This window comes from Kitasatospora sp. NPDC004272 (assembly GCF_053603035.1).
On record NZ_JBSGET010000006.1, the window covers coordinates 70,404 to 83,469 of the forward strand.

General features: G+C 74.7%; 9 protein-coding genes. 1 reads left to right on the forward strand and 8 read right to left on the reverse strand.

The features are described from left to right. Window positions 1–15: 15 nt before the first annotated feature. The 5 genes from ACWEO5_RS03950 to ACWEO5_RS03970 form a co-directional block, all read right to left on the reverse strand. Window positions 16–1,296: a glycosyltransferase family 2 protein gene (locus tag ACWEO5_RS03950; RefSeq protein WP_452159859.1), complete on the reverse strand. Its 1,281-nt coding sequence runs from the start codon at window positions 1,294–1,296 to the stop codon at window positions 16–18. Beyond that, window positions 1,283–1,444: a hypothetical protein gene (locus ACWEO5_RS03955; RefSeq protein ID WP_452159861.1), complete on the reverse strand. Its 162-nt coding sequence runs from the start codon at window positions 1,442–1,444 to the stop codon at window positions 1,283–1,285. The genes ACWEO5_RS03950 and ACWEO5_RS03955 overlap by 14 nt, the downstream gene beginning before the upstream one ends. A 142-nt stretch (window positions 1,445–1,586) precedes the next feature. Further along, a complete protein-coding gene (locus ACWEO5_RS03960; RefSeq protein ID WP_452159863.1) occupies window positions 1,587–3,062 on the reverse strand; it encodes an RICIN domain-containing protein in 1,476 nt (491 codons plus the stop codon). Then, window positions 3,059–4,477: a pectinesterase family protein gene (locus tag ACWEO5_RS03965; RefSeq protein ID WP_452159865.1), complete on the reverse strand. Its 1,419-nt coding sequence runs from the start codon at window positions 4,475–4,477 to the stop codon at window positions 3,059–3,061. The genes ACWEO5_RS03960 and ACWEO5_RS03965 overlap by 4 nt, the downstream gene beginning before the upstream one ends. Before the next feature lie 231 nt (window positions 4,478–4,708). Further along, window positions 4,709–6,238, reverse strand: a complete 1,530-nt coding sequence (locus ACWEO5_RS03970) for a helix-turn-helix domain-containing protein (RefSeq protein WP_452159867.1) — start codon at window positions 6,236–6,238, stop codon at window positions 4,709–4,711. A gap of 217 nt (window positions 6,239–6,455) precedes the next feature. On the opposite strand from ACWEO5_RS03970, the gene ACWEO5_RS03975 reads away from it, so the two are divergent. Continuing rightward, window positions 6,456–8,588, forward strand: a complete 2,133-nt coding sequence (locus tag ACWEO5_RS03975) for a sigma-70 family RNA polymerase sigma factor (RefSeq protein WP_452159869.1) — start codon at window positions 6,456–6,458, stop codon at window positions 8,586–8,588. Between the two features lie 17 nt (window positions 8,589–8,605). On the opposite strand, the gene ACWEO5_RS03980 is transcribed toward ACWEO5_RS03975, so the two are convergent. From ACWEO5_RS03980 to ACWEO5_RS03990, 3 genes are all read right to left on the reverse strand, one after another. Continuing rightward, the gene (locus ACWEO5_RS03980; protein WP_452159871.1) at window positions 8,606–8,857 is read right to left on the reverse strand and encodes a hypothetical protein; all 252 of its coding nucleotides are present in this window, start codon (window positions 8,855–8,857) and stop codon (window positions 8,606–8,608) included. Between the two features lie 103 nt (window positions 8,858–8,960). Then, a complete protein-coding gene (locus tag ACWEO5_RS03985; RefSeq protein WP_452159873.1) occupies window positions 8,961–9,575 on the reverse strand; it encodes a class I SAM-dependent methyltransferase in 615 nt (204 codons plus the stop codon). Between the two features lie 223 nt (window positions 9,576–9,798). After that, on the reverse strand, window positions 9,799–13,053 hold the full coding sequence (locus ACWEO5_RS03990) for an ATP-binding protein (RefSeq protein WP_452159875.1): 3,255 nt from the start codon (window positions 13,051–13,053) through the stop codon (window positions 9,799–9,801). Between the last annotated feature and the right edge of the window lie 13 nt (window positions 13,054–13,066).

Below are 13,066 nucleotides of genomic sequence, written 5' to 3' on the forward strand. Positions count from 1 at the left end.
CGACGGGCGCGCCGCTCAGCGCGCGGCGGACCCCCGCAGGGCCTGCCGGGCCCCGGCGTGCGCGTCGCCGCGGGTGTGCCAGCCCCAGTGGCGGATCCGGCACAGCGCCCAGTACTTGGCCGGGTAGAGCACCAGCAGGGTCAGCAGCACGTCGGCGGGGGCGGCCCAGAGCAGGCGCAGCAGCCGGGCGCGCAGGGGCAGGCCGGGGCGCTGCAGCACGTACTGGGCGGCCTCCAGGTAGCGGACGAACAGGTAGGAAGCGGCGACGGCCCACGGGTTCGGCGGGTGGGGGCGGAGGAGGGCGCCGGTGAGGAGCACCGCGGCCAGCGCCGGCAGGGCGGTCCACTGCACCACCGCCAGCAGCGGGAAGAAGAGCTGTCCCCAGGAGAGGTTGGTGACGGCGAACGGCAGCGCCGCCCAGGCGGACTTGCCCCAGCGCACCCGCTGCTGGAAGGTGCCGCGCAGGGTGTGCGGCATGACGGAGTGCACGAGCGCGTCGTGGACGGCGACGACCCGGCCGCGCAGCTGGGCGTACATGGTCAGTCGGCGGTCGTCGCCGCTGGTCCCCGAGGTGACGTAGTCGGCGAGGTTGTCGAACAGGACGGGCGCCCGGTAGAGCGACAGCGCGCCGGAGGTGGTCTCGACGACGCCGAACAGCGAGCGGGAGGCGCGGCTGAGCAGGCAGGAGGTCCCGATGTTGAGGTCCACCACCCGGGTGAGCGCGTTCTGCCGGTGGTTGCGGGTGAGGACGACGCCGGTGGCGGCCGTCACCCGGGGGTCGCTCATCGCCCGCAGCAGGTGTTCCAGCGCGTCGTCGTCGGCGACCGAGTCGGAGTCCACGGTGAGGACGAAGTCCCATTCCGCGGGCCGCAGTTCGGCCAGTACGGCGGCCTGGGCGCGGCGCTTGCCCGCGTTGTCCTGCCGGTGGAAGCGGACCCGGGGGTGGTCGAAGGGGCGGACGGGGTACCGGGCGGAGCCGTCGTCGACCACGTGGATCTCGTCGACCGGCCGGGTCTGCCGCAGCAGGGCCCGCAGGGTGTCGTCGAGGAGTTGCGGGTCCTCCTCGTAGGCGGGGACGATCGCCACCACCCGGCCGGGGGCGACCGGTCCGCGCCCGCGCCGGAGGTTGGCCCGGGAGGCGATCAGGCACAGCAGGACCAGCGCGCCGCCGAGCAGGTAGAGCACCGTCAGGGCGGGGCGGGCGTGGGGGTTGAGCAGCGTGCGGCAGGCCACGATCCAGGCCGCCATGCCCGCGACACCGAGTACGCACGCCACCGCGCCGCTAGTGCGGTTCATGGCGGTTCCCCCGGTTCGCCCACCGGTAGAGCGCCGCGCCGCCGAGGACCATGGCGACGACGACCGCCAGGACCCACTCGTAGGCGACGCTCGCACCGAGCAGGGTGATGGTGGCTCCGGTCTGGGCCAGGCTCTCTCGTCCGTACATCGCACACCTCCGCCGTCGATGCTCGGCCACCCCGTCCGCGGCGGCGGGCAGGCTTACCGTGGCGCGGGGTGGAGCCACCCGGGCGGGGGAACGCCGGGTCCGCCCCCGCCCCCACCCGGCGCGGGGGCGGACCCGGCGGGTGTCAGCCGATGGTGCTCTGCGGGCCGGCGTACTGGGCGAGCAGCGCGGGCACGTCCTTGGCCTGGTCCAGGGTGTACGGGTAGAAGGAGGACGGGGTGAAGGTGGTGCCGTTGGTCTGCTGCTTGCCGGTGCTGTTGACCACGATGCTGCCGCTCTGGCTCAGCGCGGCGGCGGAGGTGTCGTTGTAGTAGGGGTTGTTGACGTGGTCGTAGTAGCTGTTCTCGATCACCGTCCTGGAGGCGCCGCGCGAGAGGTTGCCGTAGGAGGCGACGTTCTGCAGGTAGTTGTTGTAGAGGTGGGCGTAGGCGACGTTGTCCACGCTGGGGTTGCGCTGGTTGGTGTCGTGGATCCAGTTGTGGTGGATGGTGATCCGGGCGGTGACGTTGTCGGTCCAGCCGATGCCGAACGCCTTGTTCTCCTCGCCGAGGACGTTCCAGGAGACGGTGAGGTAGCTGGTGTCCTTCCGGCTGTCGATCAGGCCGTCGTTCATCCGCTCGATCCGGTTGTGGTCGATCCACACGTGGTCGGCGGTGTCCATCTGGATGCCGTCGTAGTCGTACACCTTGTCGTCCGGGTCGTCGTCGGCCATCTGCGCGTCCCGGATGGTGAGGTTGCGCAGGATCACGTTGTGGACGCCGGTGCCGAGGAAGAACCCGCCGTGGACGATCTCGCCCGCCGTGCCGACGCCGACGATGGTCTTGTCCGACTTCACCGGGATCTCGTGGCCGTACGGGGAGGCGGTGACGGCCGCCGCGACCCGGATCGTGTAGGGGCCGTCCGCCGTCGCGTACTTGACCAGGTCGGCGTAGCTGGTGACGGTGACGGTCGGTCCGGCCGCGCCGCCGGTCGTCCCGCCGCCGGTGGAGGCGAAGCCGTCCGCGGTGTTCGACCAGGTCCGTCCGGTGTCGACGGGGCGGAAGGCCCACTGCTTGTTGGTGTTGGCCGTGCAGGTCTCCTGGATCACCGGCGTCCCCGAGGTCGTCGACGCGCCCTGGTCACTGATGCACAACCCGCTGCGCACACTGACCACCTGGAACGTCCCCGACCCGCTCGCCACCAGCGACCACTGCTGGTTGCTCTGCCCCGCCCCGCACCCCCACTGCTGCAACTGCACACCGCTCACCGTCGAACCCGACGGCACGTCCACGCACATCCCGCTCTTCACGTTCACCAACTGGTAGACGCCCGAGGAGACCGGCACCAACCGGAACTGCTGATTGCTCTGCCCGCTACCGCACCCCCACTGCTGCAACTTCGTCCCCGACGCCGTCGAACCCGACGGCACGTCCAGACACATCCCGCTCTTCACCACCGCCAACTGGTACGTCCCCGCCGTCGGCAGGGTGACGGCCTCGGCCGGGGCGCCGAGGACCGAGACGGTGCCCGCGCCGAGCAGCAGGGCCGCGGCGGTGGCGGTCAGGCGGCGGGTGGTGGTGGCTCGCATGGTGGTGTCCCTTCGAACGGCGGTGGTGGTCATCGGACGGGGTTCCAGCCGTCGGCGCCCGCCAGGTACTTCTGCGGGGTGTACGCGGCGGCCTGGGCGTCGGTGAGCTGCGGGCGGTTGGCGTTCACGCCCGCGCCCGCGCCGGTGTTGCGGTACTCGAAGTACCGGGCCTGCTGCCAGGTGCTGGTGGACATGTTCGTCCAGGGCTGCGCGGTGGCGATGGTGTCGGTCAGCACCGACTCCCGGTACACCACCTGCGCGTCCTGCCGCCAGGGCCGCCCCAGCTGGGTCTTGCCGGCGGTCGTGCCGTCCACCGTCGAGCGGTAGAACAGGAAGCCGTAGGCCCGGGCGGCCGGGGTGCTGGCGGCGGTGATCGGGCCGCCGGTGGTGCGCTTCTCGTGGATCCGGCAGTTGTCGAACACGGCGACGCCGCCGCCGTAGATGAAGTCGACCGTCCCTTCGACGTACGAGCCGACGACGTACGTCCGGGCGCTCTCGTTGACCAGGAAGGTGTCCTGGTCGCCCAGCAGCCGCACGTTGTCCAGCAGCGCCCGGTCGGCGTCCAGGTAGAGCGCGAGCGCCTGGTCGCCGGTGTCGGAGCTGTTCTCGTCGAAGTCGTTGCTGAGGGTGAGGTTGGTCGCCGTGAAGTCGTGGCCCTGGGCGACCACGGTGGCGCTGCCCGAGGTGCCGTAGCTGCCGGCGTTCCGGTTGCCGACCAGCACCACGTCCGCCGGGCCCGCGCCCAGGCCCTGGAGGGTGACGAACGGCTTGTCGGCGGGGACGGTGACCTTCTCCCGGTAGGTGCCGGGCTTGATGGTGATCACCACCCGGCTGGCGTTCCCGCTGCCGACGGCGTCGATCGCCGCCTGCACGGTGCGGTAGCGGCCGGTGCCGTCCTGCGCGACGGTCGGCGCGGCGGTGCTGCCGACGGGGCGGAAGGCCCACTGCTTGTTGGTGTTGGCCGTGCAGGTCTCCTGGATCACCGGCGTCCCCGAGGTCGTCGACGCCCCCTGGTCACTGATGCACAACCCGCTGCGCACACTGACCACCTGGAACGTCCCCGACCCGCTCGCCACCAGCGACCACTGCTGGTTGCTCTGCCCCGCCCCGCACCCCCACTGCTGCAACTGCACACCGCTCACCGTCGAACCCGACGGCACGTCCACGCACATCCCGCTCTTCACGTTCACCAACTGGTAGACGCCCGAGGAGACCGGCACCAACCGGAACTGCTGATTGCTCTGCCCGCTACCGCACCCCCACTGCTGCAACTTCGTCCCCGACGCCGTCGAACCCGACGGCACGTCCAGACACATCCCGCTCTTCACCACCGCCAACTGGTACGTCCCCGCCACCGGCAGGGTGACGGCCTCGGCCGGGGCGGCCGTCACCACCCCCGCCCCGAGCACCACCGCGGCCACCGCCGCGCCACGCAATCTTCCGGACATCGGTCCGCCCTCTCTGCACAGGGAGCCCTCGCTGCCGGCCGGGTCGGCCCGCAGCACCCCTGTAGACGGGCGGCGGTATGACGGGATGACAAAAACTTTTCAGCGGGATTTCGGCCGGCCCCTCGGGGCGGGCACGCGGAAGGGCGCCCGACCGTCGGCCGGGCGCCCCTCACCGCACTGGTGCGATTCCGCGCTGGTGCGATGCCGCGCTGGTGCGTCGGCGCGGCTGCGTCAGATGTCGCGGAAGACCTCGATCTGCGCGCCCACCGAGTTGAGCCGGGCCGCCAGGTCCTCGTAGCCGCGGTTGATCACGTAGACGTTGCGCAGGATCGAGGTGCCCTCGGCGGCCAGCATCGCCAGCAGCAGCACCATCGCGGGGCGCAGCGCGGGCGGGCACATCATCTCGGCGGCGCGCCAGCGGGTCGGGCCCTCGACCAGGACGCGGTGCGGGTCCATGAGTTGGACGCTGGCGCCGACCCGGCCGAGTTCGGTGAGGTAGACCGAGCGGTTCTCGTACACCCAGTCGTGGACCAGCGTGCTGCCGTGCGCGCAGGCGGCGATGGCGGCGAAGAACGGCAGGTTGTCGATGTTGATGCCGGGGAACGGCATCGGGTGGATCTTGTCGATCGGCGCGACCAGCTTGGAGGGGCGCACGGTGAGGTCGGTGAGCCGGGTGCGGCCGTTGGCGGCCGGGTACTCGGGGCCGCGCTCGCAGTCGAGGCCCATCTCGTCCAGGACGGCGAGCTCGATCTCGATGAACTCGATCGGGACGCGCCGGATGGTGAGTTCGGAGTCGGTGACGACGGCCGCGGTGAGCAGGCTCATCGCCTCGACCGGGTCCTCGGAGGGGGCGTAGTCGACGTCGGCGTCGATGACGGCCTTGCCGTGCACGGTGAGGGTGGTGGTGCCGATGCCCTCGACCCTGACGCCGAGCAGTTCCAGGAAGAAGCACAGGTCCTGGACCATGTAGTTGGCGCTGGCGTTGCGGATGACGGTGGTGCCGGGGTGCCGGGCGGCGGCCAGCAGCACGTTCTCGGTGACGGTGTCGCCGCGTTCGGTGAGCACGATCGGGCGCTGCGGACGGACGCCGCGGTCGACGGTGGCCCGGTAGGTGCCGGTGGTGGCGCTGACGTGCAGGCCGAACTGGCGCAGCGCCGACAGGTGCGGCTGGACGGTGCGGGTGCCGAGGTCGCAGCCGCCCGCGTAGGGGATCTCGAAGCGGTCGGCGCGGTGCAGCAGCGGGCCGAGGAACATCAGGATGCTGCGGGTGCGCCGGGCAGCGTCCTCGTCCATGCCGGAGAGGTCGAGTTCGGCGGGCGGGGTGATCTCCAGGTCGGTGCCGCCGTTGGTCCAGCGGTGGCGGACGCCGATGCTGGCGAGCACCTCCAGCAGCCGGTAGACCTCTTCGATCCGGGCCGCGCGCCGCAGGGTGGTGCGGCCGGTGGTGAGCAGGGAGGCGGCGAGCAGCGCGACGCAGGCGTTCTTGCTGGTGCGGACCTCGATGCTGCCGGAGAGCGGGCGGCCGCCGACCACCCGCAGGTTCATCGGCCCGGCCACGCCGAGCGAGACGATCTCGCTGTCGAGCGCCTCGCCGATCCGGGCGACCAGGTCCAGGCCGATGTTCTGGCCGCCGGACTCGATCCGGGCCACCGCGCTCTGGGTGGTGCCGAGGGCGGTGGCGAGCTGGCTCTGCGTCCAGCCCTTGTGGGTGCGGGCGGCGCGGACGAGCTTGCCGATGCGGGAGAGGTAGTCTTCGCTCACCGCGTGAACATATCTCACCTGTGCGATACGGCGCACATCTGCTGGCCGTTCCCGGGCGTGTCGGGGGACGGCCGGGGACCGCCGGGGAACGGACGGGGGCCACCGGGGGGCCGGACGGGGACCGCCGGGAGGAGGCCGGGTACCGAACCGCTTTACTGACCGGGCGGGGTCATGCCAGGATGCGGACCCCGGTGCGGTCGGTCGGGGACGGAGAGGGGTGGCGGCGGTGCTCGCGGACGGTCGGCGGGAGGCGGTGACGGACGTCCCGCGACTGGTGACGGCGGCCCAGCAGGGGGACGCGGCGGCGCTGGAACGGCTGCTGGGCGCGCACCTGCCGCTGGTCTACAACCTGCTGGCCCGGACGGTCGGCCCGACGGACGCCGACGACCTGACCCAGGAGACCATGCTGCGGGCGGTGCACGGGCTGGCGGGCCTGCGCGAACCCGAACGTTTCAGGTCCTGGCTGGTGGCCATCGCCTACCGCCGGGCCCAGGAGCACGGGCGCCGCCGGACGGTGGAACTGCCGCACCGCTTCGAGGCGTTGGACGTCCCCGACCCGGGCACCGACTTCGCCGACCGGAGCGTCGCCGAACTGCTGCTCTCCGCCCAGCGCCGCGAACTCGTGCGCGCCACCGCCTGGTTGGACCAGGCCGACCGCCAACTGCTGGCCCTGTGGTGGCAGGAGACCGACGGCACCCTCACCCGCACCGAGCTCGCCGCCGCGCTCGGCCTCCAACCCGCACACGCCGCCGTCAAGTTGAAGCGGATGAAGGCCCAACTCGACCTGGTCCGCGCCCTGGTGCGGGCCTTGGACGCCACGCCCCGCTGCGCCGGGCTCGAACGGGCCGCCGCCGGGTGGGACGGCCGGCCCGGCTCGGTGTGGCGCAAGCGGCTGGCCCGGCACCTGCGCGAGTGCGCCGCCTGCGAGGACCGCGCCACCGGCCTGGTCGCCCCGGAACGGCTGCTGCCCGGCCTCGGCGTGCTGCTGGTGCCGGACCGGCTCGCGGACGGGCTGGGCGCCGCGCTGCGCAAGGGCGTCCCCGCCGCGGGCCGGACCGCCGCGGCCCGGACCGCCGGGTGGACGGCGGCGGGCACCGTCGCCGCGGCGACGGCGGTGCTGCTGGCCGTCGTCCCGTGGTCGGGCCCGGACTCCCCCGCCCCGCAGCCCCCCGCACCCGTCACGGCCGCGGCCACGCCCACGATCGCTGCCACGCAGGCGCCGCCGCCCTCCGAAGCCCCCTCGGCGTCCCCGTCCCCGTCCCCCTCCCCCACCGCGTCCGCCCGGCCCGCGGCCCCCGGCCCCGGCGTGGCGGTCGCGGACCTGTACGTCGCGCCGGACGGTTCGGACGACGCGGACGGCTCGCTGGCGCACCCGTTCGCCTCCCTGGCCCGGGCCGCGTCCGCCGTCCGGCCGGGGCAGACCATCGCGCTGCGCGGCGGCACCTACCGGCTGGCGGCGCCGGTGGGCATCACCGCGGCGGGCACCGCCGGGCAGCGGATCACGCTCTCCGCCTACCGCGACGAGCACCCGGTGCTGGACGCCGCCGCGCTGCCCGCCTCCGCCTGGGCGGTCACCCAGAGCGGCGGCTTCTGGACCGTCCAGGGCCTGGAACTGCGCGGCGCGGCGGGCCACGGCTGGGTGTGCACCGGCTGCCGCTCGATGGTGTTCCAACGCCTCGCCTTCCACGGCAACGGCCGCTCGGGGCTGCTGCTGCGGGACACCGGGACGAGCGGGAACGCGGTGCTGGACAGCGACTTCTACGACAACCGGGACGCGGCCGGCACCGCGGGCATCGGGCTGGGCCTGACCTTCGGCTCGGGCGCGGGCAACGTGGTGCGCGGCAACCGCTTCCACGGCAACGCCACCGACGGCCTCGACCTGGGCGGCTTCACCGACCCGGTGACGGTGGACAGCAACTGGTCGTACCGCAACGGCAACGGCTTCACCCTGGGCGGCGGGGGCGGCCGCGCCCCGGTGGCGCACCTGGTGGCCAACAACGCGGCCTGGGACAACTCCGGTCTGGGCTTCAACGACGAGGGCAACCCGGGCGGGCTGCGGCTGACCGGCAACTCCGCCTTCCGCAACGCCCTGGTCGGCTTCTACCTGCCGGACGCGGCGGCCGAGCTGGCCGCCAACGCCGCCCTCGGCAACGGCCGGGACGTCCAGCGCGCCCCGAAGTCCCGCTCATCCGGCAACAGTTGGGACGCCCCGGCCGCCGACCTGTTCGCCTCCACCGACCCGGCCGGCGCCGAGGGCCCGCGCCCGGCCGACGGCTCGCTGCCCGCCGGCGCCTTCCTGCTGCCCCGCACGGCGGCCGGCGCCACCATGACCGAGCAGCACGGCTCCTGACGCCCGGCCCGGGGTCCTCAGCGCAGCCGCCGGGCGGACGCGGCCCGCCGGGTGTCGGCCGGTCCGCTGTCGAGCAGGTCGTCGGTGCGGTGCATGAACGCGGTCGCGGCGATCACGTGCGGGACGGTCGCGGGCGGCAGCAGCAGCCCGGCAGCCAGCGCCACCTCCCGCTCGTACGCCACCACCCGCTCCCGTTCCCGCCCGTACCCGGCCCGCAGTTCCGGCTCCCGCACCCCCGCCGCGTCCAACGCCCGCTCCCAGCCGCCCACCCGTCCCCCTCTCCTCGTCCGTTCCGGCCGGTCCCCATCCGGCCGACCCCGCGGTGCCCCGGTTCCCACCGGGCCCTTTCCGGTCGCGGAACGGCCCGCCGGCTCAGCGGGCGGGCTTGTGCCAGGTCAGCGAGTAGCGGCGCAGCAGGTGCCGCCGGTAGCGGACGCCGGGCAGCAGGCGGCGGGCCTCGGCGCGGACCCGGCCGTAGCCCATCCGCGGGTCGGCGACCGGCATGCCGGCGGGGGCACTGGCCCGGCGGAGCACTTTGACGGCCCGGACGAGCGGGGCGGCGGCGATCAGGAAGGCCCGTTCGGCGGGGGTGCTCTCGCGGGCGATCCCGACGACCACCAGGGTGCCGCCGGGGCGCAGCAGTTCGCGCATCCGGGTGAGCGCGGCGGTGAAGTCCATGTGGTGGACGGCGGTCACCGAGCAGATGAAGTCGTAGCCCGCGGCGGGGAGTTCGGCGGTGAGGAAGTCGCCCTCCAGGAAGTCGGCCGCGGGCTTCCCGGCCGTCTGCCGCCGGGCTTCGGCGATCATCTCCGGCGAGCTGTCGATGCCGGTGACCCGGGCCGCCCGGCCGCTCAGTTTCCGCACCAGCAGCCCGTCCCCGCACCCGACGTCGAGCGCGGCGCCGCACCCGGGCGGGACCTTGCGCAGGATGCCGGGGTGCCTGGCGACGTTGGTGTTCCAGTACGGCCGGGGGTCGGGCTGCGGCATCCGTCCATGCTAGTGCCGCGTCAGGCAGCCTTTGCCGTGGAGGAGCGGCGTCCGGTGCGTGCTATCGGCGTGCCGGCCGGAAGCCCTCGTACTGGATGTACTCGGGTTTTCGGCCGGTGCGGCGAGAGTGCGTGCCGAGGGGGCACCTCCCAGCCCCCCTTGGGGCTGGGGGAGTCGCGACGGGCGAAGGTTGCCTGACGCGGGACTAGGCGGCCGGGGGCGGTCAACTGCCCGGTTCGGCCCGGAGGGCGAGGACCCGGGTGAGGCCGGAGGGGTAGGGGAGGGTGCGGGCGAGGTGGTCGGCGCGGGTGAGGGCGGTGCGGGCGGTGGCGCCGTCGCCGAGGCGGGTGGCGGCGGTGGCGTGGGCGATCAGGGCCTCGGTCTCGGCGAGGCGTTCGCCGGTGCTGCGGGCGCGGGCGGCTTCGGCGGCGGCGATCCGGGCGGCTTCGGCGGGGCGTCCGGCGGCGAGGTGGGCGTAGGCGGCGAGTTCGGGGGCCCGTTCGGCGGCGCCGTCGCCGAGGGCGGCGAGGGCGCCGTCCGGGTCGGCGGCGCGCAGGGCGTACAGGGCGCGGGCGCGCCGCACTTCGTGGTGGGCCTGCTGGTCCTCGGGGGTGCCGGCCCGCTCCAGGAGGGCGGCGGCGCGTTCGGGGTCGCCGGTGCGCAGCAGGACGCGGGCGAGGACGGCCAGGGCGTAGGGCAGCGACCAGGCGTCGTCCCAGGCGGCGCCGGCGACGGCGGCTTCGGCGTACTGGGCGGCGGTGTCGTTCTCCTCCAGCAGGAGGTGGAGTTCGGCGAGGTTGAGCTGTTCGAAGGCGGTGGCGACGGGGTCGCCGGACTGCCGGGCGTGGTCGAGGGCCTGTCGGCCGAAGCGGACGGCGTCGTGCAGGCGGCCGTGCCGGCGGGCGTTCTCGCGCAGGGTGGAGAGCACGGCGCCGAGCAGGGTGGGTTCGCCGTACGCCTGGGCGGGGGCGAGGGCGCGGTCGCCGGCCTCGCGGGCTTCGCCGAAGCGGCCGGCCAGGCCGAGGTTGATGGCCTGCATGGCGTGCGAGCGGGCTTGCAGGAGCTGGCCGGTGGGGCCGGGGACGTGCTCGGCGGGCTGCTGGGCGCGGCGGGCGGCCCGGTGGGCGTCCTGGTAGCGGCCGTGGACCTGGTCGAGGTTGGAGCGGGCCAGGTGGTGCAGGGCGCGGGCCTCGGGGCCGGTGTCCTCGCCGGGCGGGTGGGCGCGCAGGACGGCGTCGGCGCTCTCCGACTCGCCGGTGCGGAAGAGCGCCTCGGCGAGGTGGGCGGCGGCGATGACGGTGTCGTCCCGGTCGCCGCGGGCCAGGAACTCGGCGAGCGCGCTGCGCAGCACCTCGGCGGCGCGGCCGGGTTCGCCCATCCGGCGCAGGACCTGGCTGTGGGCGAGGCGGGCGCGGGCGGCGTCGACGTCGAGGCGGGCGACCAGGTCGCGGTAGTAGCGGTCGGCGGTGTCGTTGGCGTAGAGCGCGGCGGCGCGTTCGGCGGCGCGGCGCAGGTAGTCGGCGGCGCGCGGGTCGTCGGCGCGGGTGAAGTGCGAGGCGAGGGCGTCGACGGCGTCGGGGCGGCGGCGTTGGACGGCCTGGGCGTAGGAGGCGTGCAGTTGGCGGCGGCGGACGGCGGAGAGTCCGTCGTAGCAGGTGAGCCGGACGAGCGGGTGGCGGAAGGCGAGTCCGGCTTCGGCGCGTCCGGCGGTGACGACCTGGCGTTCTTCGACCAGGGCGGCGGCGATGGCGTGTTCGACGGCGTCGGCGGCGGCGGCGCCGGTGACGGGCGGGTGCAGGCCGTGTTCGGCGACGTCGAGGAGTTCGGCGAGGGCCGCCTCGACGCCGGCCACCGACAGCGCCTCCACGAAGCGGCGGGCGGCCGGGTCGAGCTTCAGGAGCCGTTCGCCGACCAGGTCGCGCACCCCGGCGGGGGGCTGGTCCGGGGCCTCACCCCGGGCGAGTTCGAGGGCGAACAGCGGGTTGCCGAGCGAGAGTTCCCACACCTCGGGGCGGGGGGCGCGGCCGGTGGCCTCGCGGACGGCGGCCAGCACGGCGGCCTCGCCGAGCCGGCCGAGTTCCTCGCGGACGGCGAGTTGCTGGCGGAGCAGGGCGGCGACGGCGAGGCGGCGGGCGTCGCCGTCGGGGAGTTCCTCCTCGCGGTAGGTGGCGAGGAAGCGCAGCGGGGTGCGGCGGTCGTGGGCGCGCCGGGCGAGGTGGCCGAGGAGCTGGTGGGAGCCGGTGTCGGCGGCGTGCAGGTCGTCGAGGACGACCAGGACGGGGCGGGTGGCGGCGAGGTCGCCGAGCAGGGCGGCCCCGGCCCGGAAGAGGCGGTCGCGCTCCTCCTCGGGGCTGCGGGCGGTGCCGGTGGGGATCTGGCCGAGCGAGGGGAGGAAGGCGGCGAGTTCGGGGTACTCGGCGCCGACCCTGGCCCGTTCGGCGGGGTCGTGTTCGGCGAGCCAGCCGTCGAGGGCGGCGGCGAAGGCGCCGTAGGGGGTGTGGTCCTCGGCGTCCTGGCCGCTGCCCCACAGGACGGCGGTGCCGGCGGTGGCCGCGCGGCGGGCGGCTTCGGCGGCCAGCCGGGTCTTGCCGATGCCCGCTTCGCCGGTGAGCAGGCGCACGGGCGGTCCGGCGGGGGCGAGCAGGCGGTCGAGTTCGGCGTCCCGGCCGTGCAGCCGGGTGGGGGCGGCGGTGCGCAGCCGGGCGGGGAGGGCGGTGGCGGCGGGTGCGGGGGCGGGGGTGGCGGCGAGGGCGGCGCGGTGCAGGCGTTCGGTCTCGGGGCCGGGGCGGATGCCGAGTTCGGTGTCGAGGGCTTCGCGGCACTGGTGGTACTGGCGCAGGGCGCGGCGGCGCTGTCCCTGGCGCAGGCAGGCGTCGATGAGCAGGCGGTGGGCGAGTTCCTCGGCGGGGCTGGTGGCGAGGACCTGCTCGGCGCAGGCGGCGGCGTCCTCGGGCCGGTCCTGGTCGAGGTGGGCGGCGGCGAGCCGGAGCAGGAGGTGTTCGCGCAGTTGCGCGAGCCGGCTGCGGCGGGCTTCGGCCCAGTGCGCGTAGCGGTCCTCGGGGAGCAGTTCGCCGGTGAACTGGCTTATCGCGTCGGTGAGTTGTTCGACACGGCCGTCGGCGAGGGCGTCCTCGGCGGCCTGTTCGGCGTGGTCGGCGTCGATCCAGACGGCGGCGGGGTCGAGCAGCAGGAGTCCGCCGTCGGCCTTGAGGTAGGAGGAGGAGGCGCGGGGGGCGAGTTCGGGTTCGAGGGCGTGCCGGGCGGCGTGCAGGGCGACCCGGAGGCTGCCGGCGGCGGCGGACGGGTCGGCGTCGGGCCAGCAGGTCTCCATGGCCTGTTCGCGGTGCAACCGGTGGCCGGGGGTGACGGCGAGCAGTTTGACCAGGGCGCGGGCGCCGGGCCGGGGCCAGCGTTCGGCAAGTGGCGGCCCGGCGTCGCGTTCGGCCCGGAATCCCTCGAAGAGGTAAAGGCGCAGCATGGGTGGTGCGGTG

What these genes read in the sequence shown, in the direction of transcription:
- ACWEO5_RS03960 (WP_452159863.1), bottom strand. Translation starts at nt 3,062, where the DNA reads ATGACCACCACCGCCGTTCGAAGGGACACCACCATGCGAGCCACCACC.
- ACWEO5_RS03950 (WP_452159859.1), bottom strand. Translation starts at nt 1,296, where the DNA reads ATGAACCGCACTAGCGGCGCGGTGGCGTGCGTACTCGGTGTCGCGGGC.
- ACWEO5_RS03990 (WP_452159875.1), bottom strand. Translation starts at nt 13,053, where the DNA reads ATGCTGCGCCTTTACCTCTTCGAGGGATTCCGGGCCGAACGCGACGCC.
- ACWEO5_RS03985 (WP_452159873.1), bottom strand. Translation starts at nt 9,575, where the DNA reads ATGCCGCAGCCCGACCCCCGGCCGTACTGGAACACCAACGTCGCCAGG.
- ACWEO5_RS03965 (WP_452159865.1), bottom strand. Translation starts at nt 4,477, where the DNA reads ATGTCCGGAAGATTGCGTGGCGCGGCGGTGGCCGCGGTGGTGCTCGGG.
- ACWEO5_RS03955 (WP_452159861.1), bottom strand. Translation starts at nt 1,444, where the DNA reads ATGTACGGACGAGAGAGCCTGGCCCAGACCGGAGCCACCATCACCCTG.